Genomic DNA, 25,853 nt, shown 5'->3' on the forward strand with positions numbered 1-25,853 from the left:
AAAAATGGTTACTTTCCACACTAATCACGGCGATATCGTAATCAAAACGTTTGATGATAAAGCGCCTGAAACAGTTAAAAACTTCCTGGACTACTGCCGCGAAGGTTTTTACAACAACACCATTTTCCACCGTGTTATTAACGGTTTCATGATCCAGGGCGGCGGTTTCGAGCCAGGCATGAAGCAAAAAGCCACGAAAGAAGCGATCAAAAACGAAGCAAACAACGGTCTGAAAAACACCCGTGGTACGCTGGCGATGGCGCGTACTCAGGCTCCGCACTCTGCAACCGCACAGTTCTTCATCAACGTTGCAGACAACGACTTCCTGAACTTCTCCGGCGAAAGCATGCAGGGTTGGGGTTACTGCGTGTTCGCTGAAGTTGTTGAAGGCATGGACGTGGTTGATAAAATCAAAGGCGTTTCCACTGGTCGCAGCGGTATGCATCAGGATGTGCCAAAAGAAGACGTTATCATCGAAAACGTGACCGTCAGCGAGTAATCGTGGCGACACTGTTTATTGCAGATCTTCACCTCTGCACAGAAGAACCGGCGATCACCGCCGGTTTTCTGCGTTTTTTAGCCGGTGATGCGCGAAAGGCCGATGCGCTATATATTCTTGGCGACCTGTTTGAAGCCTGGATTGGTGACGACGATCCTAATCCGCTGCATCGTGAAATGGCCACGGCGATAAAATCACTGACTGATTCCGGCGTTCCCTGCTTTTTTATTCACGGTAACCGTGATTTTCTGCTCGGTAAACGTTTTGCCCGTGCGAGCGGCATGACCTTGCTTCCCGAAGAAAAAGAGCTCGACCTGTATGGCCGCAAGGTGCTGATCATGCATGGCGACACCTTATGCACCGACGACGCAGGCTATCAGGCATTTCGCGCCAAAGTGCATCAACCCTGGTTACAGAAGCTGTTCCTCGCTCTGCCGCTGTTCGTTCGCCAGCGAATCGCTGCGAAAATGCGTGCCAACAGCAAAGCAGCCAACACCACCAAATCGCTGGAAATCATGGATGTGAATCAGCAGGCCGTGATTAGCGAGATGGAAAAACATCAGGTTCAGTGGTTAATTCACGGCCATACCCACCGCCCTGCCGTCCACAAACTTACGGCCAATGAGCAACCCGCTTTCCGCGTGGTATTAGGCGCATGGCACACCGAAGGTTCGATGATCAAAGTCACCCCTGACGACGTTGAACTGATCGCCTTTCCGTTTTAATTCTGCAGATACCCAGTTCCTCTTTACACAAAACTATTCGAGTTGCATCAAAGCGGCAAATCTGTGAGTTCCCTGGAGCTTACAAAAGTAAGTGACTGGGGTGAGCAGATGCAGCCAACAAAGAGGCAGCTTGAAGAGTGAAGTGCAAAGCGCGCAATCGTTTTCCTTGGCGGTGAATTATGCTATTCTCTGTGGCCTCAAAAGTCGAGTGTAGTGCACCACAGGAGTTTTCAGACGCATGTCTTCCCGCAATAATCCGGCGCGTGTCGCCATCGTGATGGGGTCCAAAAGCGACTGGGCTACCATGCAGTTCGCCGCCGAAATCTTCGAAATCCTGGACGTTCCGCATCATGTTGAAGTCGTCTCCGCCCACCGCACCCCAGACAAACTGTTTAGCTTCGCCGAAAGCGCTGAAGAGAACGGCTATCAGGTGATTATTGCCGGGGCCGGTGGCGCAGCGCATTTGCCTGGCATGATTGCGGCGAAAACGCTGGTGCCTGTCCTCGGTGTTCCGGTGCAAAGCGCAGCGCTGAGCGGCGTAGATAGCCTCTACTCTATCGTTCAAATGCCGCGCGGTATTCCGGTCGGCACGCTGGCGATCGGCAAAGCGGGTGCGGCAAATGCGGCCCTGCTGGCAGCACAAATTCTGGCAACACACGACAAAGCATTACACCAGCGTCTGAACGACTGGCGCAAAGCGCAAACCGATGAGGTGCTGGAGAACCCGGACCCGCGAGGTGTCGCATGAAGCAGGTCTGCGTACTTGGCAACGGACAGCTAGGGCGCATGCTGCGCCAGGCCGGTGAGCCACTGGGCATAGCGGTCTGGCCCGTCGGGCTGGACGCTGAACCGGCTGCGGTCCCTTTTCAGCAAAGCGTGATCACCGCTGAGATTGAGCGCTGGCCGGAAACGGCACTCACCCGCGAACTGGCACGCCACCCGGCGTTTGTTAACCGCGACGTCTTCCCGATTATTGCCGACCGTCTGACGCAAAAGCAGCTTTTTGACAAGCTCGGTCTGGCGACCGCGCCGTGGCAGCTGCTGGCAGATAAAAGCGAATGGTCTGCGGTATTCGACAAACTTGGCGAGCTGGCGATCGTGAAACGTCGCGTCGGCGGCTACGATGGACGTGGACAGTGGCGCTTGCGCGCAAATGAAACTGAGCAACTGCCGGACGACTGCTACGGCGAGTGCATCGTCGAGCGGGGAATCAATTTCTCCGGTGAAGTCTCACTGGTTGGCGCTCGTGCGCACGACGGCAGCACCGTTTTCTATCCGCTGACCCATAACCTGCATCAGGACGGCATTCTGCGCACCAGCGTGGTATTCCCGCAGGCTAACGCCAGACAGCAGGAACAGGCCGAAGCAATGCTCTCTGCCATCATGAAGGAGCTGGGCTATGTCGGCGTGATGGCGATGGAGTGTTTCATCACCCCGGAAGGTCTGCTGATTAACGAACTGGCTCCGCGCGTGCACAACAGTGGCCACTGGACGCAAAACGGCGCCAGCATCAGCCAGTTTGAGTTGCATCTACGTGCCATTACCAACCTGCCATTACCGACGCCGGTGGTGAACCACCCTTCGGTGATGGTAAACCTGATTGGTAGCGACCTGAACTACGACTGGCTGAAGCTGCCGCTGGTGCATCTGCACTGGTATGACAAAGAGGTGCGTGAAGGGCGTAAGGTGGGTCACCTGAATCTGAGCGACAGCGATACCGCGCGCCTTAGCGCAACGCTGGAAGCGCTTATCCCCCTGCTGCCGCCGGAATATGCCAGCGGTATTATCTGGGCGCAGTCAAAGCTGAAATAAGCCAATAATGCCGGGGAGTTGATTTTATCCTTCCCCGGCCCCTCCTCTGGCGCGTAAAATCCCCTCCATTGCTGTTTTGTATTTTCAGGATCAAACATGAACGATGGAACGGACTACCGCGCAATTTTGCTCGCCGGTACGCCTTTAATCGATGTACGCGCCCCCGTCGAATTTCAGCAAGGCGCAATGCCGGGCGCAATCAACCTTCCCTTAATGAACGATGACGAACGTGCCGCCGTCGGGACCTGTTACAAACGCCAAGGACCTGAAGCTGCCCTTGCGCTTGGTCATCAACTGGTCTCGGGTGAAACCCGCCAACAGAGAATGCAGGCCTGGCAGGACGCCTGCCGTCAAAATCCTGCAGGCTATTTATGCTGCGCGCGTGGCGGTCAGCGTTCGCATATTGTGCAGCAGTGGCTGCATGAGTCCGGCATTGACTATCCGCTGATTAAAGGCGGTTACAAAGCCCTGCGCCAGGCAGTGATACAGCTGACTGAAGAATTAGTGCAAAAGCCGATCGTCTTAATTGGCGGCTGTACCGGGAACGGTAAAACGCAGCTGGTGCAACAGCAGCCAAACGGTGTGGATCTCGAAGGTCTGGCGCACCATCGCGGCTCCTCGTTTGGGCGCACCGTTGAACCTCAATTGAGTCAGGCGAGTTTTGAAAACCTGCTGGCGGTTGAAATGCTCAAAACCGATAGCCGTCAGGATTTACGTCTGTGGGTACTGGAAGATGAAGGCCGCATGATCGGGGCTAATCATCTGCCCGAATGCCTGCGCGAGCGCATGACCCAGGCATCAATTGCGGTGGTGGACGATCCTTTTGAGCGTCGTCTGGAGCGACTACGCGAAGAGTATTTCGTGAAGATGCACCACGATTTTACCCACGCTTATGGCGAGAGCCAGGGCTGGCAGGAGTACAGCGAGTATCTGCACCACGGCCTGTTTGCTATCCGCCGTCGTCTGGGTTTACAACGTTTTGCCGAGCTGACCACCCTGCTCGACGAGGCTCTGCGCGAACAGCAGGCAACGGGCAGCACCGACGCCCATATGGGCTGGCTGGTGCCGTTGCTCAATGAGTATTACGACCCGATGTATCGTTATCAGCTGGAAAAGAAAGCCGCGAAAATCGTTTTTCGCGGCACATGGCAGGACGTTGCCGAGTGGCTTAACGCACAGTGATCAGTGTCTGTCGCGCTTATCTGCGCGTTTTGCCAGCCAGTCACCCAGCACCTGAACAACCTGCACCAAAATAATCAGCGCCACCACGGTGACGATCATGACCTGGGTTTCGTAGCGGTAATAACCAAAGCGAATCGCCAGGTCGCCGACTCCACCGCCGCCAACGATCCCGGCCATCGCGGAGTAACCGATCAGACTCACCAGCGTTATAGTCAACCCACGCAGCAGACCCGCGCTCGCTTCAGGTAACAGAACGGTGCAGATGATGCGCATCGGGCTGGCGCCAAACGCTTCCGCCGCTTCAATAATGCCTTTATCGACTTCACGTAACGCGCTATCAACCAGACGGGCATAGAAAGCGATTGCCGCCACCGAGAGCGGGACCGACGCCGCAATAGGGCCAATGGTATTCCCGAGCAAAAACTGGGTTAGCGGCAGCAGCAGAACCAGCAGGATCACAAACGGTACCGAACGAATGATATTCACCAGCACGGAGCTGAGCAGATACACAAAACGGTTTTGCCAGAATAAATGCCGATCGGTGACGAAAATCAGAAAACCGAGCGGCAGACCACCAATAATTGCCAGCACCGTAGAGATGCTCAGCATCTGGAAAGTTTCATTAAACGCCAGCGTCAAATCAGGCAATAAATCATCCACGAATCACCTCCACCTGTGCAGTACGTTGACGAATATGTTCCACGGCGACTTCCACCGCTGAAGGGTTATGCGGCGCGGTCAGTTGCACGACCAGAATCCCCAGCGCACGTTCGCCAATATATTCAATTTTGCCGTGCAGAATGTTCACCGCCACGCCAAATTTAACCGCGACTTCTGACAACACCGGCTGTTCCGCCGAATCGCCGATGAACAGAATTTTTAGCAACTGACCAGGCAGATGCTGGCGCAGACGCTCGGGCAGCGTCAAATTGAGGGTATGCGACACCAGCTGCTGCGTGAACGCGTGCTGCGGGTGAGCAAAAACGTCAAACACCTCACCAGACTCCACCACCTTGCCGCCGGACATTACCGCCACGCGATCGCAAATCGATTTGATCACGTTCATCTCGTGAGTGATCAGCACGATCGTGATCCCCAACTGTTGGTTGATCTGCTTAAGCAACGCCAGAATCGTGGCTGAGGTTTCGAGGTCCAGCGCCGAGGTAGGTTCATCACACAGCAGCACATCCGGGTGATTGGCAATCGCGCGGGCAATACCCACACGCTGCTTTTGCCCACCGCTGAGCTGAACCGGAAAGCGGTTCGCCTTGTCGGACAGCCCCACCAGCGCCAGGATTTCGCTCACGCGCGGACCAATTTTACTGCGCTCCCATCCGGCAGCCTTCAGACTAAAGGCGACGTTTTGCGCCACGGTACGGGTATGCATCAGGTTAAAATGTTGAAAAATCATACCGATACGCTGACGTGCTTTACGTAGATGCCCCCCTTCCAGCGCGGAAATTTCTACGCCGTTCACCTTCACGCTTCCCTGGCTCGGACGCGTTAAGGCGTTCAGGGTGCGCAGCAGCGTACTTTTCCCCGCGCCGCTGGTCCCGACAATGCCAAATATCTCACCTGCGCCAATGCGCAAGCTAACGTCATCAACCGCCCGGGTTGATGGTCCACGGCCTGCGCTAAAATCCACGCAAACTTTCTCAATCTCAATCATAGCCACCTCAGAAATGCGAAAAGGGCAGTCGTCGCTGCCCCTGTTAACCCTTGTGCGCAGCGATTATTGGGCTGTCGACATCCATTCCGGTTTCTGGAAGGCGCTGTAGATATTTTGCGGATCGTCGATCACCGCGCGATATGCCGGAGATTTCACCGCCTCAACAATATCTTTCGCGAACGGTTTATCCGCATCTTCACTGCGTACCGCGATGATATTTTTCAGATTTTCGTCCAGGTGCTCTTGCTTGATGGCGCTGGAAAGATCCAGTTTTGCCGCCACGGCAAAGTTACCGTTGACCAGCGCGCCGGTCACACCGTCCAAAGTGCGCGGCAGCTGTGCCGCTTCCAGCGGTTTAAACACCAGCCCTTTGGGATTGCTGGCGATATCGCGCTCGGAGGCTTTCGTTGGATCAATATTGTCTTTGATGGTGATAAGGCCAATAGACTGCAGAAAACGCAGACCGCGAGCCAGGTTGGTGGGATCGTTGGAAAGCGTGATCACATCCCCTTTTTTCAACTCATCCAGGCTTTTGATTTTATGTGAGTAAAACCCCATCCCGGCCGTCGGGACCACAATCAGCTTGCTCAGCTTCAGGCCTTTATCGGCGGTGAATTTGTCAAAATAGAGCGAATGCTGGAACAGGTTAGCATCAATGCTACCGTTGGAGAGCGCCATGTTTGGCTGCACGTAATCGCTGAATTCGCGCACCACTACCTTATAGCCTTTCTCTTTCAGCGTGGGGGCAATGGCCTGTTTCACCATATCACCGTATGGCCCAGGCGCGACGCCAAACACGATTGTGTGCGGGTCACTGTTCGCATGAGCAAATTGTAAGCCGCAGGCCAGTAACAGCGCCCCGGTCGCGACGCGTAAACTCTGACGCAATCCCATATTTTCTCCATTTTAACGTTGTGGTGTCATGTCTCACGCCGTTCATGCGGCGTTGTTCTCGTTGGCCTGATAACAGGCAGATTTCTAACATGACACAGATCACAACCCGCTGTCCTTGAAATTATTTCATGATGTTGCAGAGTATGTTTTTAAATGTGAGAAGGTATGAAAAAGCCGGATGTCGGCACAAGTGCCTTATCCGGCCTACAACAGCTTTCTTAGGCCCGATAAACGCAAGCATATCGGGCGGCAGGCGTCGATTAGAAGTCGTAACGCAGACGAACCAGGTTCATGTCACCCAGATTGTCGGTGCTGGAGGTAAAGACGTGTTCGTAATCAACACGGAAACCGTAATCCAGCTGGAAGCTGATCCCTACGCCGTTGTCGGTACGCAGGTAGTTACGGCCATTCACGTACTCAATACGGTCGCCCATAAAGTAAGGCTGAACGGATTTCAGCGCATATTGACCCACCGGGAAGGTGTAACCGGCGAAGTATTCCAGACCCCAGGCGTCACCGGCAAAGTAGTCGTTAACAGAGACTTTTTTGGTGGTCATGAAGTTTTGATACCAACCGCCGCCCATCGAGAAGGTCCAGTTGTCCGGTTTCCAGCTCAGCGCGGTACCGACGATGTTTTGATCGTAGGTTTTGCTGGTGTTGCCACGCATTTCCGCGCGAGTGTAGTTCCACGCCGTACCCCAGGTCAGGTCATCGGTAATGTGATAATCCACACCCAGTGAGCCGCCGCCTTTACGCTTGTAGCGCAGACCGTTGTTCGGATTGTAATCATCACTGAACAGATAAGAGGCGTAGAGATCCACATCACCAACGGTATTCTTATACTTCAGAGATTTGCGCGTACGATAGGAACCATCATAGTCGCCATTGATACCGTTACCTGGCGCCTGACCGATCATGTCGTAGTCCCAGATATCCGTTTTCGCACCGACTACATCATAGTAAATGCTGTTTTGTTGACCGAAGGTCAGCGTACCCCAGGTTGCACTCTTCAGACCAGTGTACAACATACGACGCGTGGTATCGTTGGCACCGTCAGCGTAGTGGTTATCCCAGTTGAACATCGCCGGGAAGTTAACGCCCAGCTCGTAGTAGCTCACCCAACTAATATCATCAAACAGATAGTAGTCAGCGGCAAAGCGGAAACGTGTACCGCCATCGAAGCCATTACGTTTGTAGCCATTCTTACCATCGTCACCGGCCATATTCTGGAACTGCGGACGAATACTGCCGCCGACGGTGAAGTTAAGACGGCTCAGCGGGTTGCCCGCCTGCGGATCTTGTTTCAGGACCGTGATTTCCGCCTGTGAAGCGAAAGTCGTTAATGCCACTGCTGCGCCGATCGATACCGCCAGCGCTGTTTTTTTTATAGTCATTATTTATACCTTGATAGATAGCCTGCCAATTATTCAGCACACAAATATTAACGTTTATTAATACTCTCGTGTTGTTGGGTTTTTATTGTTCTGTGCTGTTAAATATCAAGGAGTTATCAATTTGTGCTACATAGAAAAAAAGACGCACCGATTTTAAAACCGGTGCGTAATCATCACGAATATGAATTAACTACTGAACTGACGGAACAGCGCTTTACCTTTTAGCAGACGTGAACCGAGCCATCCGCCGCATAAAGAGAGCAGCAATGCTCCACTAAATGGTAATACTACCCACAGTCGCCAGTCTGGCTCCCACGGGAAATCAAACACTTTGGTTTGCAGTACCGCCAACGCTGTTTCCGCACCGATGGCCGCCACCAGTCCGGCAACCATCCCGAGCATGGCGAACTCGCACCACAGCGTGGTACGCAGCAGCTTCTTACCGGCTCCCAGCGTGCGCCAGACCACCAACTCCTGATGACGTTGACGCATCCCCACCTGAACCTGCGCCAATAGCAGCAGCATGCCACAGGCGGTGACCAGTACCACCATCACCTCCAGTGCGCGGCTCACCTGATCCAGCACCTGGCTCACCTGTTTGAGGATGGCGCCAATATCCAGCAGGCTGATGGTCGGGAATTCGCGGTTAAGCTGCGTCAACATGCCGTTGCCGTTCTCCCAGCGAAAGCTGGTTAACCAGCTTTGCGGCTGAGCATCCAGCGCGCCGGAGGGGAAGATAAAGAAGAAGTTGGGCCGCAGGCTTTCCCAGTCCACTTTGCGCAGACTGCTGACCGTGGCGCTGAAATCCTGGGTATCGCCCATAAAAGTCACCCGATCGCCGAGTTTGACGTTCAGCCGTTTCGCTAACCCCTCTTCCATCGACACTTCGCCCGCTTTTGGCGGCCAACTTCCGGCGGTTATCGGGTTATGATCCGGTCGGGTATCCTGCCAGGTCAGGTTAAGCTCGCGGTTCAGCGCCTCATCCTGATTGCCTTCGGTCGGCTTCTCATTGATCTCCGTCAGACGCGCCCGCACAATCGGATAGAACGATTCCGGGATCACCTGATGCTCGGACAGGAAAGCCTTCAGCGGAACCACCTGCTCGGTGGCAATGTTAATCAGATAATAGTTCGGACTTTCCGGCGGCATTTGCTGCTGCCAGCGGTCGAGCAGATCGCCGCGCAGCACCAGTAACAACGCCAGCAGCATAAAGGAAAGCGAAAATGCCGATAGCTGGCTGAGCGTTGACCACGGCTGGCGTAACAGTCGACTGACCGCCAAACGCAGCGGCAGTGAGGAGAGCGTCAGACCACGCAGCACGTTGAGCAGCATCCAGCCGAGCACCCCGCACAACAGCGCCAGTACCACCGCACCAGCCAGTACCGCCCACAGCAGTGGACTTCCGCCCATCAGTCCAGCAAGCAGTGCAATCACGACTATCACGACCACCGGCAAATAAAACTTCAGGGGCCAGACGTTTGCCACCACGTCACGGCGCAGCACCCGCAGCGGCTGCGTTGCCAGCAGCAGGCGGTAAGGGCGTAACCCCACCAATAGCGAAATCACCGTCATGGTGCCTAGTGCCCATAACCACGGCCAGGGGCTGGCAGGCGGTAGTTCTCCAGGCAGAACCGGCTTGAGCAGCAGCACCAGCACGCGCTCGAATAACAGTCCGAATAGTCCGCCGGTCACGCCAGACAGCGCCAGCACCATCAGCCATTGACCAACAATCAGCCTGCGCAGTTGCGCTCTGCCCGCACCGAGCGTTTTCAGAATAGCCACCAGATCGTAACGGCTGCGGCAATAATGGCTCATAGCCACGGCAACCGCGGCGACCGCCAGCAACAGCGTTAACAGCGCCGAAAGCAGCAAGAACTGTTGCGAACGCTCAAGTGATTTCCCCAGCGCCCCTTCATCCTGCTCCAGCCCATACCAGCGCTGTTCAGGCTTTAACTGTGGCAGCAGCCACTTTTCATAGGCTTCCAGTTGCGATGGCGTCCCGCCAAATTTATAGCGCCAGGTCACGCGGCTTCCCGGCTGGACCGCCGCCGTTTTTTCGACATCCGCCATGTTCATCATCAGACGCGGTGCTATCTGGAACGGATTAAAACCAGAGTCCGGCTCCTGCACCACCTCCCCGGCAATACGCAGCGTGGCATCGCCAACGTCGATGGAATCACCGACTTTTAAGTTGAGTAGCGCCATCAGACGTGGGGCCAGCAGCACCGAGCCCGGCTGCGGTTTCAGTCCCGGCGGGTTGGTTTGCAGCGTGCCGTACATCGGATACACATCATCTACCGCTTTGACGTTCGCCAGCTGCGGCGTATCCCGGGCAAAAGTCATGGTGGCAAAGGTGAGCTGTTCGCCCACCTTCAGGCCACGCTGTCGCGCCTCGTCAATCCACGCTTTCGGCACGGTACGCGAACTTTGTAGCGACCGATCGCCCGCCATAAACTCACGGCTTTGCTGGCTCAGCCCTTTTTCCATACGATCGCTGATATTGCCCAGCGCCAGCACACAGGCTACCGCCAGGCTTAGTGCCAGCCAGACAATCAGTAATGAAGGCGAGCGCCATTCGCGCCAGAACCAGCGTGCAATCATGCCTCCTCCTGCAACTGTCCATTCACCAGACGTAAGCGCCTGTCGCAACGCGCCGCCAACTGCGGGTCATGCGTCACCAGAATCAGGGTGGTGCCGTGTTCCCGGTTCAGAGAAAACAGCAGGTCGGCTATTTTGTCTCCGGTCTGGCGATCGAGGTTGCCTGTCGGCTCATCGGCAAACAGCACATCCGGACGCCCGTTAAACGCTCGCGCCAGCGCCACGCGCTGCTGCTCCCCGCCGGAAAGCTGGGCCGGAAGATGATCAAGACGTTTTCCCAGTCCCAGTTGTTCCAACAGCGTTTTTGCCCCGTCACGACTTTTTCCGCTATTTTCGCCGCGCAACAGCGCGGGCAGTTCGACGTTTTCCAGCGCGTTGAGGGTCGGAATTAACATGAATGACTGGAAGACAAAACCCACGTGCCGCGCCCGCAGCTGCGCCCGGGCTTCTTCGTCCATGGTGTGCAGCGCCTGCCCCACCAGGCTGACTTCACCGCTGGTGCCATCGTCAAGCCCGGCGAGAATCGCCAGCAGCGTGGATTTCCCCGATCCCGACTCGCCAATCAACGCAATGGTCTCGGCGCGTTTGACAACCAGTTCAACTCCGGTAAGGATGGATAGCTCATGATCACCCTGACCGACGGATTTCTTAAGATGATGAACTTCAACAATGTTTTCCGCTGGCATTGGCCTTTCCTGTTCCTGGTCCTGTTAACTTTCCGCGCCGCCGCAGCGGACACGTTATTAATTCTGGGTGACAGCCTGAGCGCCGGATACCGAATGTCCGCCAGCGCCGCGTGGCCTGCGCTACTTAATGATAAATGGCAAACCAAAACGCCAGTGGTGAATGCCAGCATTAGCGGCGACACCTCGCAGCAGGGCCTGGCCCGTCTGCCTGCATTACTCAAGCAGCACCAGCCGCGCTGGGTGCTGGTCGAACTTGGCGGCAACGACGGCCTGCGCGGCTTCGCGCCTGCGCAAACCGAACAAACCCTGCGCACGATTTTGCAGGACGTGAAAGCGGCAAATGCCGAACCACTGCTGATGCAAATTCGTCTGCCGGCAAACTACGGTCGCCGTTATAATGAAACCTTTAGCGCGATTTATCCAAAGCTCGCCAAAGAGTTTGATATCCCTCTGCTGCCATTTTTCATGGAAGAGGTTTATCTGAAACCCCAGTGGATGCAGGATGATGGTATTCATCCTAACCGTGACGCCCAGCCGTTTATCGCCGACTGGATGGCGCAACATCTCACACCTCTAGTAAATCACGACTCGTAAAACAACGGAGATCCTGACAGGTAAAGTTATGCAAAAATCGGTCTTAATAACAGGATGTTCCAGCGGAATCGGTCTGGAAAGCGCGCTTGAGCTAAAGCGCCAGGGTTTTCAAATTCTGGCAGGCTGCCGCAAACCTGACGATGTCGCGCGTATGAACAGTATGGGATTCACCGGCGTATTGCTGGATCTGGATTCACCCGAGAGCGTGGATCGCGCCGCCGACGAAGTGATCGCCCTGACCGATAATCGTTTATATGGGATCTTTAACAACGCCGGATACGGTGTCTATGGTCCACTGCCCACCATCAGCCGTGAACAGATGGAACAGCAGTTTTCCGCCAACTTCTTTGGCGCACATCAGCTTACCATGCGCCTGTTACCTGCCATGTTACCCCACGGCGAAGGGCGCATCGTGATGACCTCCTCGGTAATGGGATTGATCTCAACGCCGGGACGCGGCGCCTATGCCGCCAGCAAATATGCACTGGAAGCCTGGTCCGACGCACTGCGTATGGAACTGCGCCACAGCGGGATTAAGATCAGCCTGATTGAACCTGGCCCCATCCGTACCCGCTTTACCGAAAACGTCAACCAGACCCAGAGCGATGCTCCCGTTGAAAATCCCGGCATTGCCGCGCGTTTTACGCTGGGACCAGAAGCGGTTGTCGCCAAAGTGCGTCACGCGTTTGAGAGCGATAAACCAAAGCTACGTTATCCGGTTACGCTGGTGACCTGGGCAGTGATGCTGCTTAAACGCCTGTTGCCAGGCCGCATAATGGACAAAATTTTACAGGGTTGAGTTGAAGCTCGCGCGTCAGCCCCCATGTAACAAGAAATCGACAAAAGAGAGTAACTCCATGTCCACACAGAATATTGTTAACATTAACGAATCGAACCTACAGCAGACCCTCGAACAGTCGATGACCACGCCGGTCCTGTTCTATTTTTGGTCTGAGCGCAGCCAGCATTGTCTGCAATTAACGCCGGTGCTGGAGAACCTTGCCGCCCAGTATAACGGTCAGTTTATTCTCGCTAAGCTGGACTGCGACGCCGAGCAGATGATCGCCTCCCAGTTTGGTCTGCGCGCGATCCCTACGGTTTATCTGTTCCAGAACGGTCAGCCGGTAGATGGATTCCAGGGCCCGCAACCGGAAGAGGTTATTCGCGCGCTGCTGGAGAAAGTGCTGCCGAGCGAAGAAGAGCTGAAAGCACGCCAGGCTATCGAATTCATCGAAGCCGGTAATCACGCGGATGCGCTGCCGCTGCTGAAAGAAGCCTGGCAGATCTCCAACCAGAGCAGCGAAATCGGTCTGCTGCTGGCGGAAACGCAAATCGCCCTGAACCGTTCTGACGAAGCCGAAGCGGTGCTGAAAACCATTCCGTTGCAGGATCAGGACACCCGCTATCAAGGGCTTATCGCACAGATCGAATTACTGAAGCAGGCCGCTGATACACCGGAAATCCAACAGTTGCAGCAGCAGGTCGCCAGCAATCCACAGGATGCGGCGCTGGCAACGCAGTTGGCTATTCAATTGCACCAGGTCGGACGTAACGAGGAATCGCTGGAATTACTGTTCAGCCACCTGAAGAAAGATCTTACGGCTGCCGATGGTCAGGCACGTAAGACTTTCCAGGAGATCCTTGCCGCACTGGGTACCGGTGATGCGCTGGCCTCGAAGTATCGCCGCCAGCTGTACGCGCTGTTGTACTAATTGGTTCATCATGCCCGATGGCGCTACGCTTATCGGGCCTACAAACACAACCAACACCTCATTCCCGTCGGCCGGATATGGCGGTAGCCGCCATACGGCATCACATCACGTCTTCTTCAAATGCGTTACCACTAATTGGTGGCGCGAATTATAGAATTTTCGATAGGTTAAGTAGCAGGCGATAATGGTCGACAGACTGGCGGTTGATAGCAGCATAAACGTCACCATAATCTGATACTTAATCGCTTTTACCGGGTCAATACCTGCAAAGATCAATCCTGACATCATTCCCGGTAAACTCACCAGCCCCACGGTCTTCGCTGAATCAATCGTCGGGATCAGCGAGGCGCGAATGCTGTCGCGAATAAGCGGTGCAGAAGCCACCTTCGGCGTTGCGCCGAGGCTGAGTTTTTCCTGAATTTGCTGCTGCTCGCTGTTAAACCTCTGCCCCAAATTGTTGTAACACAGCCCCACCGCCACCATCGCATTGCCTGCAATCATGCCGGAGATCGGGATGACCTGCATCGGCGTGAACTCGATAGAGCCTGAAAGAACCAGTACCGAAAGCGTTAGCCCCGCTCCCACCGTAATAGCAATAAACGACGAGAGAAAAGCTTTATCAATATATTTACTGCGTTTTTGCGCGTTATAGGCCGCGTTAAAGCAGATAAACAGCACCATCAATAAGGTCAGAATGCTATGGTTGACGCCGAAAATATATTTCAGCACGTAGCCCACGATAATAAGCTGAACCACTGCCCGGCAAACGCTCCAGAGAATATCTTTTTCCAGCGCCAGCTTTTCTTTGTTGCTGATCAGTATCGCGACCACCACCAGCATCATCGCTAACGCCAGGGATTCATTGGTAATATTATGCTCGTTCATTACTTACTTCCTGCATTTCACCGGCGTGCGGTTGAAGGGTTATGACGTTATCCGCATGATCAATTTCATCTTTGTCATGCGTCACCCACAGCACAGCAATATTCTTATCGCGAACATAGTGGTGAATTAATTCGTTCACATTACGCTTGTTGGATTCATCCAGCGCGCTGGTGATTTCATCAAGCAGCAGAATTTTCGGCAGAAACTGCAAATTACGAATTAACGAGACGCGCTGCTTTTCGCCGCCGGATAGCTCATTGATATTTTTTTTGAGGATCGTCTCGGGTAACTCAAAGCGGGCCAGATCGGCCAGAAACACATCCGGATCCGGACGTTTGTCGCGAATTTGCCAGGGGAAAATGAGATTGTCGTAAACGGTGTCACCAAACAAAGCGGGCGTTTGCGCGCAATAAGAGACCTGCTGGCGATACGTTTCCGGCTTGAGGGTATTTATCTCTTTACCCTCAAAGAGAATCTCACCACCAGTCGGACTTATTAACGACGCCACAATCTTGAGTAACGTGCTTTTACCGCAGCCGGACTGGCCGGTAATCAGCTTAAATTCTCCGGCGCGGAGATCAAAACAGATGTTATTAAGAACCTGCGTCGCCCCTGCCTGCCACGCGACATTTTTTAACTGAAGCAGAATGCTGCTTTCTTCCATTACTAATCCCTTTTTACATCTTTCGTGCAGATAGTCTATCCCTGTAATTTATTATAGGGGAGCCCACCTTGATAAATCGGGTATAATTTGACTAATGAGGCAGTAAAGGACAGCACAACAGGAGGTTTCATCAATGCTCATTTTTATTCCTATTCTTATTTTTGTCGCGCTGGTGATCGTCGGCGCAGGCGTCAAAATCGTCCCGCAGGGATATCAGTGGACGGTAGAGCGTTTTGGTCGTTACACCAAAACCCTGCAACCGGGTTTAAGCCTTGTTGTACCGTTCATGGACCGCATTGGTCGTAAGATCAATATGATGGAACAGGTGCTTGATATCCCCTCTCAGGAAGTCATCTCCAAAGATAACGCCAACGTCTCGATTGATGCTGTGTGCTTCATTCAGGTGATCGACGCGCCGAAAGCCGCGTATGAAGTCAGCAACCTGGAACTGGCGATCATCAACCTGACCATGACCAACATTCGTACTGTTCTCGGCTCGATGGAGCTCGATGAAATGCTCTCCCAGCGCGACAACATCAACACGCGCCTGCTGCATATCGTTGATGAGGCCACCAATCCCTGGGGCATCAAAATCACCCGTATTGAGATCCGCGACGTGCGTCCTCCGGCAGAACTTATCGACGCCATGAACGCGCAAATGAAAGCCGAACGTACCAAGCGCGCCTACATTCTTGAAGCCGAAGGGATCCGTCAGGCAGAAATCGTTAAGGCCGAAGGTGAGAAGCAGTCGAAAATCCTCATCGCGGAAGGTGAACGTCAGTCCGCATTTTTACAGGCTGAAGCGCGTGAACGTTCCGCAGAAGCAGAAGCCCGCGCAACACAGATGGTGTCTGAAGCCATTGCCGCCGGGGATATTCAGGCCGTGAACTACTTCGTGGCTCAGAAATACACCGAAGCGCTGCAGCATATCGGCTCGTCGAATAACAGCAAAGTGGTGATGATGCCGCTGGATGCCAGCAGCCTGATGGGTTCCATTGCCGGGATCGCCGAACTGGTTAAGGACAGCGCCAGCGAGCGGAAAAAATCATGATAGCGATGATTCTGGTGCACCCGCATATCTTCTGGCTCAGCCTCGGTGGTCTGTTACTGGCCGCCGAGATGCTGGGCGGCAACGGCTATCTGCTGTGGAGCGGCGTGGCAGCGGTGATTACCGGTCTGGTCATCTGGCTCGTTCCACTAGACTGGGCGTGGCAGGGGGCAATGTTCGCTGCCCTCACCCTGCTGGCGGCCTGGCTGTGGTGGAAGTGGCTGGCAAGACGCGTTCAGGAACAGCAGCCGGCCGATAGCCATCTTAACCAACGTGGACAACAGTTAGTTGGCCGTCGATTTACTCTGGAAACTAACCTGGTCAATGGTCGCGGACATATGCGCGTCGGCGACAGTTCCTGGCCCGTTAGCGCCCGTGACGATTTGAGCGCCGGAACGCAGGTTGAAGTCATTGCCGTTGAGGGAATCACCCTGATTATAAAAGCGGTATCACACTAAAAAGACAGGAAATAAGACTATGGTCAGGAAGACACCCCTTGCCTTTGCCCTTTGCACATTGCTGACCGCCGCCCCGCAGGCATTCGCTTCGTTCGATATGGAAGACTGCAAATGGAGCGACGACAGCTGCCTGCTGAAGGGAACGCCGACCTTTAACCCTGAAAACGACAGCCGCGACAACCTGCTGCGGCTGCTGAGCCAGGAAAAATCATTTGCTCTGCCCGTGCAGTCGATGCCCGCAGACATCACTCGCTCCCGCGATTTCTATTTTGCCTATCACCCGCAATGGGATGAGGCTGCCCCGCAAACAGCGGCAGCTCAGGCATCCGCCGCGGACAGCCCTCTCTCCCGACAGATGGCCGAGCTGAACATTAGCGCCGACGAAATAAACATCAATGACGCTGAGCTAGAGAACCGTCATGTTTCGAATAACGCCGAGAGCGTTAGCGCCTTTTTTGCCGCGCTCTTGGCCGATTCCACATTAACAGCGGAACAGCGTCAGGCCTTAGCCCAGGCGCGTACAGGACTGCTTTCCGGAGCAACCCGCGAGCAAATTGAGTCTTCTCTTGCCACCTTCCCGGCAGATTCTCAAGCTCTGCCCTATAAAAGCTATCTGGCAGCAGCCGCCAGTTTCTATGCCGGTGATTATGCCAGTGCCGAACGGGATTTCACTCAGCTTGCTACAAGCGACCGTCCGTGGCTGGCAGAGACCGCGCAATACATGCTGATGCGCACGGCGTTGAACAAGAGCAGTCAGAACAGCGTGGGCGAGTACGGCGATTTTGATATTGCGAAAATTAATCGCGAGGATGCCACTCAGGCTCAAGAGTTGGCGCAGGCCTATCTGCAGCGTTTTCCCCAAGGACTCTACGCTGACTCTTCACGAGGCATGTTGCGTCGCATCAACTGGTATTTACAGTCATGGCCGCAGCTGGCCGGGTTGTATGAACAGACGCTAAAGCAGTCGGCTGACGCACGGCAACTGCGCGAAAATGTCATCGAATACGATAATGTCTATGGCATGGCGTTCTACGACCAGTCCGTCGTTGAGGCCTTCCCCGACGCGCCGCGAGTCAGCTACATCGAACTGCTACGCGCGCTGCGCCTGGATAACAACAGCAAACCCACGCTGACGCAGGCACAGCTCGACGCCAGCAAACCGGTGTTTGAACAGAGCCAAAAACTGCCGCTATGGCGCGATCTGCAACTGAATCTGTGGCTGGCAACGGGCAACTATGCGGCAATTATTCAGGCAGTTACGCCAGCGCAGAAACTTGCCGCTCACGATACCCTCACCTTCAGCGAACAGGTGCTGTACGGCGAAGCGTTGATGGGCCAGAAGAAATGGGCCGAGGCGCGCGATTTTTGGCAGCAGTTGTTAAAACTCAGCCAGGATAACGAACAGCAGCAATATGTGCAGGCTAAGCTCACTGCGACGCTGGTATATAGCGGCGACGTGGCGGCAGTTTTCGCACCGAATAGCGCGGTGACCAACCTGCGCTTTCGCTCGCAGGTGCTGAAAACGCAGGCCACGCCAGAACTGCTGCGCCAGCAGGCCGTTCATGGCCCGAATAACGAAGAGCGTACCATTGCGTTGCATACGCTGCTGGTGCGGGATCTTACAGAGAATCGTTTTAGCGACTGGCTTACTGACAGAAAACTGGCCAGCGCGATTACATCACCGGTCATTGGCGAAGCGTTTGCTGACGTTAACCTGAGCATATTCGACTGGAATGGCGACACGGCGCAGGCGGGTTATACGTGCCGCAGCCTCAATGAAACGGTAACGGTATTGAGCAAAAAAGCGGATGATGCTCACGCGCTGAACTGCCTTGGCGAATTCTTCCGCACCACGCAAACACATGTCGACCTGTGGAAAAACAGCGCTGGCAACGACGTGCTTGAATCAGCTATTTCGCGTAAGAAACCGTTCGGCCAGTTCGACAGACAGAGCTACTACCAGCAGGTAATCACCTCACCCACCGCGGAAGTCGAAGATAAGAGCTTCGCGCTGTATCGCGCCATCATGTGCTATGCGCCATCAGGCGCTAACGAATGTGGCGGAGAAGACGTGGACAAATTGCAGCGTAAGGGCTGGTTCACCCAACTGAAAACGCAGTATCCGGGAAGCCCGTGGGCGCAAAAACTCAAATATTACTGGTAACCGCACTGCTTCTCGGCCAGGCACAGGCGGCGGATATCGTCGCCGCCCGTGAACATTCAGCCTTCTGGCTGTGGTCTGGGGTGAAAGCCAGTTACGAGCTGAAAGACGCGCAAACGGTTTATCTGCACCAGGGCGAGGTACTGGTTCGTTCCGGTAACGTGGTGTTCCAGCGCCTCGGACTGCCGGTCAGTCGTCTGTCTTTTCCCTCAATCTGGCTGACTGTACGCTTTACAACCCTCGACGTACCGGAAGAGATCCCGGCGCGTATCATACGGTTGATGCAGCGCTGGCAGACCGCCGGGAATAACGTCGTCGGCCTGCAGGTTGATTTTGACGCAGCGACCCATCAACTGACCGACTACGCCCGCTTTCTGCAGCAACTGCGCCAACAGCTCCCGGCCGAGTTTGCGCTAGGGGTAACCGGACTACTGGATTGGGCAAAAACGGGCGACGTCGCTACGCTGAACGCGTTGGCGGTCGATGAACTGGTGGTGCAAAGCTATCAGGGGCGTCGCACGGTGACGAATTATCAGGCGTATCTACCCGCGCTGAGCCGCCTGCGCATTCCATTTAAGCTGGGACTGGTGCAAAACGGTAGCCGAGATCCACTGGCTGAAGCGCAGCTTGAGAAATCTCCGTGGTACCGCGGTACGGTGGTGTTTATGCTTAATCCTTCTCGCCGTTAAGCCTTCGCTTTGTGATGGCAGCAGCCGGAGAGATTATCCATAATCGGACATTCAGCGCTGTCATCACCCGGGCAACTGTCCGCCAGCGCCAGTAAATGCAAGCGCATGGCCTGCAGCTCACTGATATGCCGCTCAATATCCGCCACCTTTTCCAGGGTGCGCTTTTTCACATCCGCGCTGTGACGCGCCGGATCGTTAAACAGGTTTACCAGCTCGCCGCATTCTTCCAGATTAAATCCAACCTGCCGCGCCTGACGCAGCAACGTCAGTTCATTCAGATGCTGTTGGTTGTAAGTGCGATAGCCATTGTCACTACGCAGCGGCGGCGTCACCAGTCCTTTCTCTTCATAAAAGCGAATGGCTTTGCTGGTTAAACCGGTTTTTTTCGCAACATCGCTAATATTCACATTTCCCCCGCGGTGCTTGTTGGTGCTGAGCCACATTATAGCCCAGATTGCCGTAATCATTTACCCGAGAAATCTGCACATTATAAGCCGACAAAGAGATGAATAAATCCTTTCTATTCACATTGTTATACCCGATACAGATCACATTTCAGTATTTATTGACCGTACAAAATTGACTCAAATCAAAAGATATATTGGTTATGCATCTTTCATATTGAACAAAGGGACACATTTTTATATACAAATGCGAATGATAATGATGATCATTTACATTTAATAAAGGTTCTCTTATGTTGCCACGGATTAACCAAAGGCCATTTATTCTTTCAGCCCTGACATTATGCATGTCCGGCGCTGCTTCTGCAGCTACCTCTACAACACACGCTTCAGCGCCCGACGATGATACGGTGATCGTCACGGCTAACCGCTCTGAAAGTAGTCTCTGGGATAGCCCGGCAACTATTCAGGTTATCGATCGCCAGACGCTGCAAAACTCCACCAGCGTTTCTATTGCTGATGATTTACAAGATATTCCCGGCGTCGAAGTCACCGATAACGCCCTCGCTGGCCGGAAACAAATTCGTATCCGTGGCGAAGCCTCTTCGCGGGTGCTGATTTTGATCGACGGCCAGGTTGTCAGCTACCAGCGCGCCGGGCAAAACTACGGGGCCGGTTTGCTGATTGACGAATCCGCGCTGGAACGGATTGAAGTAGTAAAAGGCCCCTACTCTGTCCTTTACGGTTCGCAGGCGATTGGCGGTGTCGTAAACTTTATTACGAAAAAAGGCGGCGATAAGCCTCTCGGCGGCAGCGTTAAGGCCGTTTATAACTCGGCAACGGCAGGATGGGAAGAATCAGCAGCAGCCTGGGGCAGCATCGGAAACTTTGACTACCGCATCAATGGCAGCTATTCCGACCAGGGGGACCGCGATACGCCTGACGGGAGATTGCCCGACACCAATTTCCGTAATAACGGCCAGGGCGTGTGGCTTGGCTACAATTTCGATCGCCATAAAATCGGACTCTCCCTCGATCGTTACAAACTGTCTACTCAAACCTGGTTTGACGATCCAGAGGGCCAGTTCGACGACTTTAGCGTCAAAATACCTAAGCTGGAACGCGAGAAAATCGGTCTTTTCTACGACTACGCGGCTGGCGGGGATTACCTGAAGAAAATCCATGTTGACGCATACACCCAGACAATAGAGCGCAAATTTGAAAACCGGGTCAAAACGACTCAGGTAATCCCCAGCCCGGCGATTAAAGCGCTGACGATAAACAATCAAACCAATACCAACGACAAACAGTATACCCAGGGGGTAACGCTGCAGGGCAATTTCGCCCTTCCCGCGAACAACGAGCTGGTGATTGGCACTCAATATCAGCATGACAAAATCAAACAGGACACGGACGGCAGTACGCGCCAGACCGCAGCTACCGGCTTCTTCGATACGCAAACCCGCACCCTGTCATACAACGAAGCGGAGCAAAGCAACACCTCATTGTTCGCGCAAAACGACTGGCGCTTTGCCGATGACTGGACCTGGACCGTAGGCGCACGCCAGTACTGGCTGTCTTCGAAGCTCAATCGCAACGATACGCAAACCCTGCAAAGCAGCGGCAGCACCTGGCATTCCACCGGGGGAAATTCAGTACACGATGATGAACTGGTGACCTCAACCAGCCTACGCTATTCCGGTTTTAAAGATCTTGAACTCCGGGCAGCATATGCCCAGGGCTATGTTTTCCCCACGCTGACTCAGCTGTTTATGCAGACGTCCGCAGGCGGAAGCGTGACCTACGGCAACCCAAACCTGAAGGCGGAACACTCGAATAACTATGAGCTGGGCGCACGGTATAAAGGGAATATGTGGCTGATTGACGGCGCCATTTATTACTCCGAAGCCAAAGACTATATCGCCAGCCTGGCCTGTTCAGGCCAACCCGTTTGCAGCGGTAATACCACCTCTTCACGGGGCGGCTATTACTACTACGAAAACATCGATCGGGCCAAAACCTGGGGCATGGAACTCACCGCAGAATACAACGGCTGGGCGGTTTCACCTTACCTGAGCGGTAATCTCATTCGCCGTCAGTACGAAGGCAATACCCTAAAAACCTGGGATACCGGCGAACCCACGCTGACCGGGCGTGTCGGCCTGAAACATACTTGGTTGATGAATGTCGCTAACGTGACGTCCGATGCCTTTATCCGCGCGGCGTCCAGCGCTAAAGATAGTACCGGCACCACGGAAATCAACTACCCAGGCTGGGCCACACTTAACCTCGCATTCAACACCGAGTTCGGTCCGCAGGACCAGTATCAGGTCAACCTCGCGCTCAACAACCTGACCGATAAGCGTTACAGAACCGCACATGAATCTATTCCAGATGCTGGTTTCAATGCCGCCGTTGGCTTTGCGTGGAATTTCTGACGATGAAAAAACTCATGATTGGCTTACTGAGCCTCGCCTGCGTTTTCAGTGCCCAGTCCGCCGACCGCCTGGTGGTGGCGGGCGGCTCGCTTAGTGAACTGGTATACGCCATGGGCGTCGGCAACCGGGTGGTTGGCGTTGATGAAACCACCTCGTATCCGCCCGAAACTGCCGCACTCCCGCATATCGGCTACTGGAAGCAGTTAAGCAGCGAGGGCATTTTGTCGCTCCATCCAGACAGCTTTATCACCTGGCAGGATGCAGGTCCCCAAATCGTGTTGGATCAGTTGCGGGCGCAAAAGGTTAACGTCGTGACGTTGCCGCGCGTACCGGCCACCGTCGAACAGATGTACGCCAACATTCGAGAACTGGCTACAACACTGCACATTCCTGACAAAGGTGAGGCGCTAGTCAATCGCCTGCAGCAACGTCTGGAGCGTATTAAGCACAGCGTGGCGGCGAAAAACGCGCCGGTCAAAGCCATGTTCATTCTCTCTGCTGGCGGCAGCGCACCTCAGATCGCCGGAAAAGGCAGCGTTGCCGATGCCATTATGACCCTCGCAGGCGCACAAAATGTCGCCACCCATGCGCAGTATAAAAGCTACAGCGCGGAGTCACTGATCGCCGCCAACCCGGAGGTGATCGTGGTGACGTCGCAAATGGTCGATGGCGGTCTGGCTCGCCTGAACGCGATTGCCGGTATTACCCACACTGCGGCCTGGAAAAACCAGCGCATTGTGGCGGTAGACCAGGCGCTGATTCTGGGAATGGGACCACGCGTCGCCGATGCGGTTGAAGCCCTACACCAGCAATTCTGGCCTCACTAACTGGATTTATTAAGAAGAATGAAAACTGAACACTCGCTGGATCTCACCGCGCATTTTGCGCTCGAGGGAAGTCAGCCATTTAAGGATCGCCGCGCCACGATGCCCTGGCGTGGGGCGATCCCGGTTGCCAAAGAGCTATTGTCACAGACCTGGCAGGAGGTCATCAGCCAGCCAACCCCACCGCGTAAACGGCTGGTGTACTTGCATATTCCTTTTTGTGCAACACATTGTACTTTCTGCGGTTTTTATCAAAACCGATTTGAAGAAGACAACTGCGCCCGCTACACCAACGCGCTGTTGCGCGAAATAGAGATGGAAGCTGATAGCGCATTACATCAGTCGGCCCCCATTCACGCCGTCTATTTTGGCGGCGGTACGCCTTCTGCGCTGTCTGCACAGGACCTGGCCAGAATCATTACCGCGCTGCGTGACAAGCTACCGTTGGCGCCGGACTGCGAAATCACCATTGAGGGACGGGTGCTCAATTTTGACGATGCGCGAATTGATGCCTGCCTTGACGCTGGCGCCAATAGATTTTCAATCGGTATTCAGTCTTTTAACAGCCGAATCCGCAAGAAAATGGCGCGTACTTCGGACGGCCCGACCGCGACGGCCTTTATGCAGGGACTGGTAAAACGAGATCGTGCCGCCGTGGTGTGCGATCTGCTGTTTGGTCTGCCAGGACAAGACGCAAAACTGTGGGGCGAGGATCTGGCGATTGCCCGCGACATCGGCCTCGACGGCGTAGATCTTTATGCGCTGAATCTGATCCCTAATACACCGCTTGGCAAAGCGGTTGAAACCGGGCGCACTACCGTTCCCTCTCCCGCCGAACGCCGCGATCTCTATCTTCAGGGCTGCGATTTCATGGACAGCGCGGGCTGGCGCTGCATCAGCAACAGCCACTGGGCGCGTACCACACGGGAACGCAATCTGTACAACCTGCTGATTAAACAGGGTGCAGACTGTCTGGCATTCGGCTCTGGCGCAGGAGGGTCAGTCAATGGCTATTCCTGGATGGTCGAGCGCAACCTGAATACATGGCATGAATCTATCGCCGCCGGAAAAAAACCGCTAATGATGATGATGCGCACCGCCGAGCGTGGTTTCCAGTGGCGACACACTCTCCAGGCCGGTATTGAGACGGCCCGCATTCCGCTGGATGAGCTGACGCCTCATGCACAAAAACTGGCCCCGCTACTGACCCAATGGCATCACGCAGGACTGACGCGAGATGCCAGCACCTGTGTACGCCTGACCAATGAAGGGCGTTTTTGGGCGAGCAATATTTTGCAGTCTCTTGATGAACTGATTCAGGAACTTAACGCGCCGCGCATTGCGGTAGAGCAACCATAAAAGGAGTGAATAATGAGCCATGTCTCTTTACAGGATTTTTTGAAAACTGAGCCGGACGGTACGCTGGAAGCTATCGCAGCCCAGTACAACACTACATTGCTGGAGGTGGTGAAAAACCTCCCTTCCCCAACGCTGGTTTCCGGCAGTCAATTTGATACCGTCTGGGAAACCGTCTGCGAATGGGGCAAAGTCACCACCCTGGTCCATACTGCTGATGTCATTCTGGAATTCACCGGTGAATTACCTTCCGGATTCCACCGCCACGGTTACTTCAACCTGCGCGGCAAAAAAGGCATGACCGGTCATATCAAGGCAGAAAACTGCACGCATATTGCCCTGATTGAACGCAAATTTATGGGAATGGACACTGCGTCCATTCTCTTCTTCAACCAGGCGGGCAGCGCTATGTTCAAAATTTTCCTCGGTCGCGATGAGCATCGACAGCTGCTGGCCGAACAGGTCAGCGCCTTTCACACGTTGTCTTCATCTTTAAAGGAACATGCCTGATGGCTCCATGGCTTATTTTTGGTGCAGGTGGAAGCGGCGTCGGCGCGAAAACGCTGGAGCTCGCACTGGCGGAGCGTCGTCCGGTGATTGCTGTCGTTCGCAATCCCCAGGTTGCTGCCGGGCTGCAGGAAAAAGGTGTGCAGGTCTTTATTGGCGACGCCTGCGACAGCCAGGTCACCGCCTGCGCCTGTCGCGCAGCGGGTCAGCATGCCACGGTGATCTCCTCCATGGGCGGTGCCCAGGATTATCTGGCGCACAGAACCATCATTGATGAAGCAGAAAAAGCTGAGATCAAACGCATGATTCTGGTTACCTCTCTGGGCTGTGGCGACAGTTGGCCCTTTTTGTCCCCACGCGCCAGGGCCGCATTTGGCCAGGCCGTACGGGAAAAATCGTTGGCTGAAAGCTGGCTACAAACCAGTCTACTGGACTACGCCATTCTCCGCCCCGGCGGTTTGCTGAATGGTGAAGCCACAGGTCTGGCGCAACGCATACAGGCCGAGGAGTGTCATGGCTTTGTGATGCGCGCGGATGTTGCCAGGCACATTCACGAACTGGCCACGGCGCCGACACTCAATAACCAGATTTACAGTTTAGTTGAGCCGGGACTGAAACCCGCGTAAACCCCTCGCGGCGCGGAAACTTCGCGCC

26 protein-coding genes are annotated in these 25,853 nt (G+C 54.5%); 17 read left to right on the top strand and 9 right to left on the bottom strand.

All coding sequences use genetic code 11. From position 1 onward, the window contains the following. Positions 1–4: 4 nt before the first annotated feature. From ppiB to mnmH, 5 genes are all read left to right on the top strand, one after another. Positions 5–499: a peptidylprolyl isomerase B gene (gene ppiB, locus SK38_RS11495; RefSeq protein WP_003021875.1), complete on the top strand. Its 495-nt coding sequence runs from the start codon at positions 5–7 to the stop codon at positions 497–499. 2 nt (positions 500–501) lie between these two features. Next, on the top strand, positions 502–1,224 hold the full coding sequence (lpxH, locus tag SK38_RS11500; protein ID WP_048235946.1) for a UDP-2,3-diacylglucosamine diphosphatase: 723 nt from the start codon (positions 502–504) through the stop codon (positions 1,222–1,224). Between the two features lie 238 nt (positions 1,225–1,462). Then, positions 1,463–1,972 (top strand): 5-(carboxyamino)imidazole ribonucleotide mutase, encoded by a 510-nt coding sequence (purE, locus tag SK38_RS11505; RefSeq protein WP_003831107.1) that lies wholly within the window; start codon positions 1,463–1,465, stop codon positions 1,970–1,972. Then, the gene (purK, locus tag SK38_RS11510; protein WP_048235947.1) at positions 1,969–3,036 is read left to right on the top strand and encodes a 5-(carboxyamino)imidazole ribonucleotide synthase; all 1,068 of its coding nucleotides are present in this window, start codon (positions 1,969–1,971) and stop codon (positions 3,034–3,036) included. Before purE ends, purK begins: the two co-directional genes overlap by 4 nt. A gap of 96 nt (positions 3,037–3,132) precedes the next feature. Continuing rightward, complete coding sequence (mnmH, locus tag SK38_RS11515; protein WP_048235948.1) at positions 3,133–4,218, top strand: tRNA 2-selenouridine(34) synthase MnmH; 1,086 nt, start codon at positions 3,133–3,135, stop codon at positions 4,216–4,218. Here mnmH and SK38_RS11520 read toward each other — a convergent pair whose 3' ends face one another. The 6 genes from SK38_RS11520 to ybbA form a co-directional block, all read right to left on the bottom strand. Further along, positions 4,219–4,878, bottom strand: a complete 660-nt coding sequence (locus tag SK38_RS11520) for a methionine ABC transporter permease (protein ID WP_003831085.1) — start codon at positions 4,876–4,878, stop codon at positions 4,219–4,221. After that, a complete protein-coding gene (sfbB, locus tag SK38_RS11525) occupies positions 4,871–5,887 on the bottom strand; it encodes a virulence-associated ABC transporter ATP-binding protein SfbB (RefSeq protein WP_032942581.1) in 1,017 nt (338 codons plus the stop codon). The genes SK38_RS11520 and sfbB overlap by 8 nt, the downstream gene beginning before the upstream one ends. Before the next feature lie 63 nt (positions 5,888–5,950). Then, complete coding sequence (locus SK38_RS11530) at positions 5,951–6,781, bottom strand: MetQ/NlpA family ABC transporter substrate-binding protein (protein WP_048214765.1); 831 nt, start codon at positions 6,779–6,781, stop codon at positions 5,951–5,953. A gap of 260 nt (positions 6,782–7,041) precedes the next feature. Beyond that, the gene (locus SK38_RS11535) at positions 7,042–8,175 is read right to left on the bottom strand and encodes a porin (RefSeq protein ID WP_008783995.1); all 1,134 of its coding nucleotides are present in this window, start codon (positions 8,173–8,175) and stop codon (positions 7,042–7,044) included. 186 nt (positions 8,176–8,361) lie between these two features. Continuing rightward, positions 8,362–10,776, bottom strand: coding sequence for a putative ABC transporter permease subunit YbbP (gene ybbP / locus SK38_RS11540; protein WP_048235949.1), 2,415 nt, complete (start codon positions 10,774–10,776; stop codon positions 8,362–8,364). Then, a complete protein-coding gene (ybbA, locus tag SK38_RS11545; RefSeq protein ID WP_008783992.1) occupies positions 10,773–11,459 on the bottom strand; it encodes a putative ABC transporter ATP-binding protein YbbA in 687 nt (228 codons plus the stop codon). The genes ybbP and ybbA overlap by 4 nt, the downstream gene beginning before the upstream one ends. On the opposite strand from ybbA, the gene tesA reads away from it, so the two are divergent. The 3 genes from tesA to SK38_RS11560 are packed head-to-tail and all read left to right on the top strand — an operon-like array spanning position 11,427 to position 13,765. Continuing rightward, positions 11,427–12,053: a multifunctional acyl-CoA thioesterase I/protease I/lysophospholipase L1 gene (gene tesA, locus SK38_RS11550; RefSeq protein WP_003021850.1), complete on the top strand. Its 627-nt coding sequence runs from the start codon at positions 11,427–11,429 to the stop codon at positions 12,051–12,053. The genes ybbA and tesA overlap by 33 nt on opposite strands. A 28-nt stretch (positions 12,054–12,081) precedes the next feature. Then, entirely contained in the window at positions 12,082–12,852 is a 771-nt protein-coding gene (locus SK38_RS11555) for an SDR family oxidoreductase (RefSeq protein WP_044699402.1), read from the top strand. A gap of 58 nt (positions 12,853–12,910) precedes the next feature. Further along, a complete protein-coding gene (locus tag SK38_RS11560) occupies positions 12,911–13,765 on the top strand; it encodes a co-chaperone YbbN (RefSeq protein WP_032942575.1) in 855 nt (284 codons plus the stop codon). A gap of 105 nt (positions 13,766–13,870) precedes the next feature. Here SK38_RS11560 and fetB read toward each other — a convergent pair whose 3' ends face one another. Both fetB and fetA read right to left on the bottom strand, forming a co-directional pair. Continuing rightward, positions 13,871–14,650, bottom strand: coding sequence for an iron efflux ABC transporter permease subunit FetB (gene fetB, locus SK38_RS11565; protein WP_003831075.1), 780 nt, complete (start codon positions 14,648–14,650; stop codon positions 13,871–13,873). Then, positions 14,637–15,314, bottom strand: a complete 678-nt coding sequence (gene fetA / locus SK38_RS11570; RefSeq protein WP_048235950.1) for an iron efflux ABC transporter ATP-binding subunit FetA — start codon at positions 15,312–15,314, stop codon at positions 14,637–14,639. Before fetA ends, fetB begins: the two co-directional genes overlap by 14 nt. A 133-nt stretch (positions 15,315–15,447) precedes the next feature. On the opposite strand from fetA, the gene SK38_RS11575 reads away from it, so the two are divergent. Genes SK38_RS11575 through SK38_RS11590 form a run of 4 tightly spaced genes read left to right on the top strand, consistent with a single transcriptional unit; the run spans position 15,448 to position 19,670 of the window. Next, complete coding sequence (locus tag SK38_RS11575) at positions 15,448–16,365, top strand: SPFH domain-containing protein (RefSeq protein WP_003831073.1); 918 nt, start codon at positions 15,448–15,450, stop codon at positions 16,363–16,365. Beyond that, complete coding sequence (locus tag SK38_RS11580) at positions 16,362–16,820, top strand: NfeD family protein (protein ID WP_048235951.1); 459 nt, start codon at positions 16,362–16,364, stop codon at positions 16,818–16,820. The genes SK38_RS11575 and SK38_RS11580 overlap by 4 nt, the downstream gene beginning before the upstream one ends. A gap of 19 nt (positions 16,821–16,839) precedes the next feature. Continuing rightward, complete coding sequence (locus SK38_RS11585; protein ID WP_048235952.1) at positions 16,840–18,984, top strand: PA5441 family protein; 2,145 nt, start codon at positions 16,840–16,842, stop codon at positions 18,982–18,984. Then, entirely contained in the window at positions 18,954–19,670 is a 717-nt protein-coding gene (locus SK38_RS11590) for a DUF3142 domain-containing protein (protein ID WP_048235953.1), read from the top strand. The genes SK38_RS11585 and SK38_RS11590 overlap by 31 nt, the downstream gene beginning before the upstream one ends. Here the strand turns inward: SK38_RS11590 and cueR are convergent. Continuing rightward, a complete protein-coding gene (gene cueR / locus SK38_RS11595) occupies positions 19,667–20,077 on the bottom strand; it encodes a Cu(I)-responsive transcriptional regulator (RefSeq protein ID WP_008783984.1) in 411 nt (136 codons plus the stop codon). The two genes, SK38_RS11590 and cueR, sit on opposite strands and share 4 nt — an antisense overlap. 290 nt (positions 20,078–20,367) lie before the next feature. Here cueR and SK38_RS11600 point away from each other — a divergent pair, with 290 nt between their 5' ends. From SK38_RS11600 to chuY, 5 genes are read left to right on the top strand one after another with little or no spacing between them, the layout of a single operon-like run. Continuing rightward, positions 20,368–22,512, top strand: a complete 2,145-nt coding sequence (locus SK38_RS11600; protein ID WP_048235954.1) for a TonB-dependent receptor plug domain-containing protein — start codon at positions 20,368–20,370, stop codon at positions 22,510–22,512. A 2-nt stretch (positions 22,513–22,514) separates the two neighbouring features. After that, positions 22,515–23,339: a heme/hemin ABC transporter substrate-binding protein gene (locus tag SK38_RS11605; RefSeq protein ID WP_048235955.1), complete on the top strand. Its 825-nt coding sequence runs from the start codon at positions 22,515–22,517 to the stop codon at positions 23,337–23,339. Positions 23,340–23,357: 18 nt separating this feature from the next. Beyond that, positions 23,358–24,695, top strand: a complete 1,338-nt coding sequence (hutW, locus tag SK38_RS11610; RefSeq protein ID WP_048235956.1) for a heme anaerobic degradation radical SAM methyltransferase ChuW/HutW — start codon at positions 23,358–23,360, stop codon at positions 24,693–24,695. 12 nt (positions 24,696–24,707) lie between these two features. Beyond that, on the top strand, positions 24,708–25,202 hold the full coding sequence (gene hutX / locus SK38_RS11615) for a heme utilization cystosolic carrier protein HutX (protein ID WP_032942563.1): 495 nt from the start codon (positions 24,708–24,710) through the stop codon (positions 25,200–25,202). Continuing rightward, positions 25,202–25,825, top strand: coding sequence for an anaerobilin reductase (chuY, locus tag SK38_RS11620; protein WP_048235957.1), 624 nt, complete (start codon positions 25,202–25,204; stop codon positions 25,823–25,825). The genes hutX and chuY overlap by 1 nt, the downstream gene beginning before the upstream one ends. Positions 25,826–25,853 lie beyond the last annotated feature (28 nt).

It is taken from the genome of Citrobacter sp. MGH110 (assembly GCF_001037515.1).
GTDB lineage: Bacteria > Pseudomonadota > Gammaproteobacteria > Enterobacterales > Enterobacteriaceae > Citrobacter > Citrobacter portucalensis.

Bases quoted from the DNA above. Each gene is read 5' to 3' on its own strand.
- ppiB (WP_003021875.1), top strand. From the start codon at position 5: ATGGTTACTTTCCACACTAATCACGGCGATATCGTAATCAAAACGTTT.
- purE (WP_003831107.1), top strand. From the start codon at position 1,463: ATGTCTTCCCGCAATAATCCGGCGCGTGTCGCCATCGTGATGGGGTCC.
- purK (WP_048235947.1), top strand. From the start codon at position 1,969: ATGAAGCAGGTCTGCGTACTTGGCAACGGACAGCTAGGGCGCATGCTG.
- mnmH (WP_048235948.1), top strand. From the start codon at position 3,133: ATGAACGATGGAACGGACTACCGCGCAATTTTGCTCGCCGGTACGCCT.
- sfbB (WP_032942581.1), bottom strand. From the start codon at position 5,887: ATGATTGAGATTGAGAAAGTTTGCGTGGATTTTAGCGCAGGCCGTGGA.
- SK38_RS11530 (WP_048214765.1), bottom strand. From the start codon at position 6,781: ATGGGATTGCGTCAGAGTTTACGCGTCGCGACCGGGGCGCTGTTACTG.
- SK38_RS11535 (WP_008783995.1), bottom strand. From the start codon at position 8,175: ATGACTATAAAAAAAACAGCGCTGGCGGTATCGATCGGCGCAGCAGTG.
- ybbP (WP_048235949.1), bottom strand. From the start codon at position 10,776: ATGATTGCACGCTGGTTCTGGCGCGAATGGCGCTCGCCTTCATTACTG.
- tesA (WP_003021850.1), top strand. From the start codon at position 11,427: ATGATGAACTTCAACAATGTTTTCCGCTGGCATTGGCCTTTCCTGTTC.
- ybbA (WP_008783992.1), bottom strand. From the start codon at position 11,459: ATGCCAGCGGAAAACATTGTTGAAGTTCATCATCTTAAGAAATCCGTC.
- SK38_RS11555 (WP_044699402.1), top strand. From the start codon at position 12,082: ATGCAAAAATCGGTCTTAATAACAGGATGTTCCAGCGGAATCGGTCTG.
- SK38_RS11560 (WP_032942575.1), top strand. From the start codon at position 12,911: ATGTCCACACAGAATATTGTTAACATTAACGAATCGAACCTACAGCAG.
- fetB (WP_003831075.1), bottom strand. From the start codon at position 14,650: ATGAACGAGCATAATATTACCAATGAATCCCTGGCGTTAGCGATGATG.
- fetA (WP_048235950.1), bottom strand. From the start codon at position 15,314: ATGGAAGAAAGCAGCATTCTGCTTCAGTTAAAAAATGTCGCGTGGCAG.
- SK38_RS11575 (WP_003831073.1), top strand. From the start codon at position 15,448: ATGCTCATTTTTATTCCTATTCTTATTTTTGTCGCGCTGGTGATCGTC.
- SK38_RS11580 (WP_048235951.1), top strand. From the start codon at position 16,362: ATGATAGCGATGATTCTGGTGCACCCGCATATCTTCTGGCTCAGCCTC.
- SK38_RS11585 (WP_048235952.1), top strand. From the start codon at position 16,840: ATGGTCAGGAAGACACCCCTTGCCTTTGCCCTTTGCACATTGCTGACC.
- SK38_RS11600 (WP_048235954.1), top strand. From the start codon at position 20,368: ATGTTGCCACGGATTAACCAAAGGCCATTTATTCTTTCAGCCCTGACA.
- SK38_RS11605 (WP_048235955.1), top strand. From the start codon at position 22,515: ATGAAAAAACTCATGATTGGCTTACTGAGCCTCGCCTGCGTTTTCAGT.
- hutW (WP_048235956.1), top strand. From the start codon at position 23,358: ATGAAAACTGAACACTCGCTGGATCTCACCGCGCATTTTGCGCTCGAG.
- hutX (WP_032942563.1), top strand. From the start codon at position 24,708: ATGAGCCATGTCTCTTTACAGGATTTTTTGAAAACTGAGCCGGACGGT.
- chuY (WP_048235957.1), top strand. From the start codon at position 25,202: ATGGCTCCATGGCTTATTTTTGGTGCAGGTGGAAGCGGCGTCGGCGCG.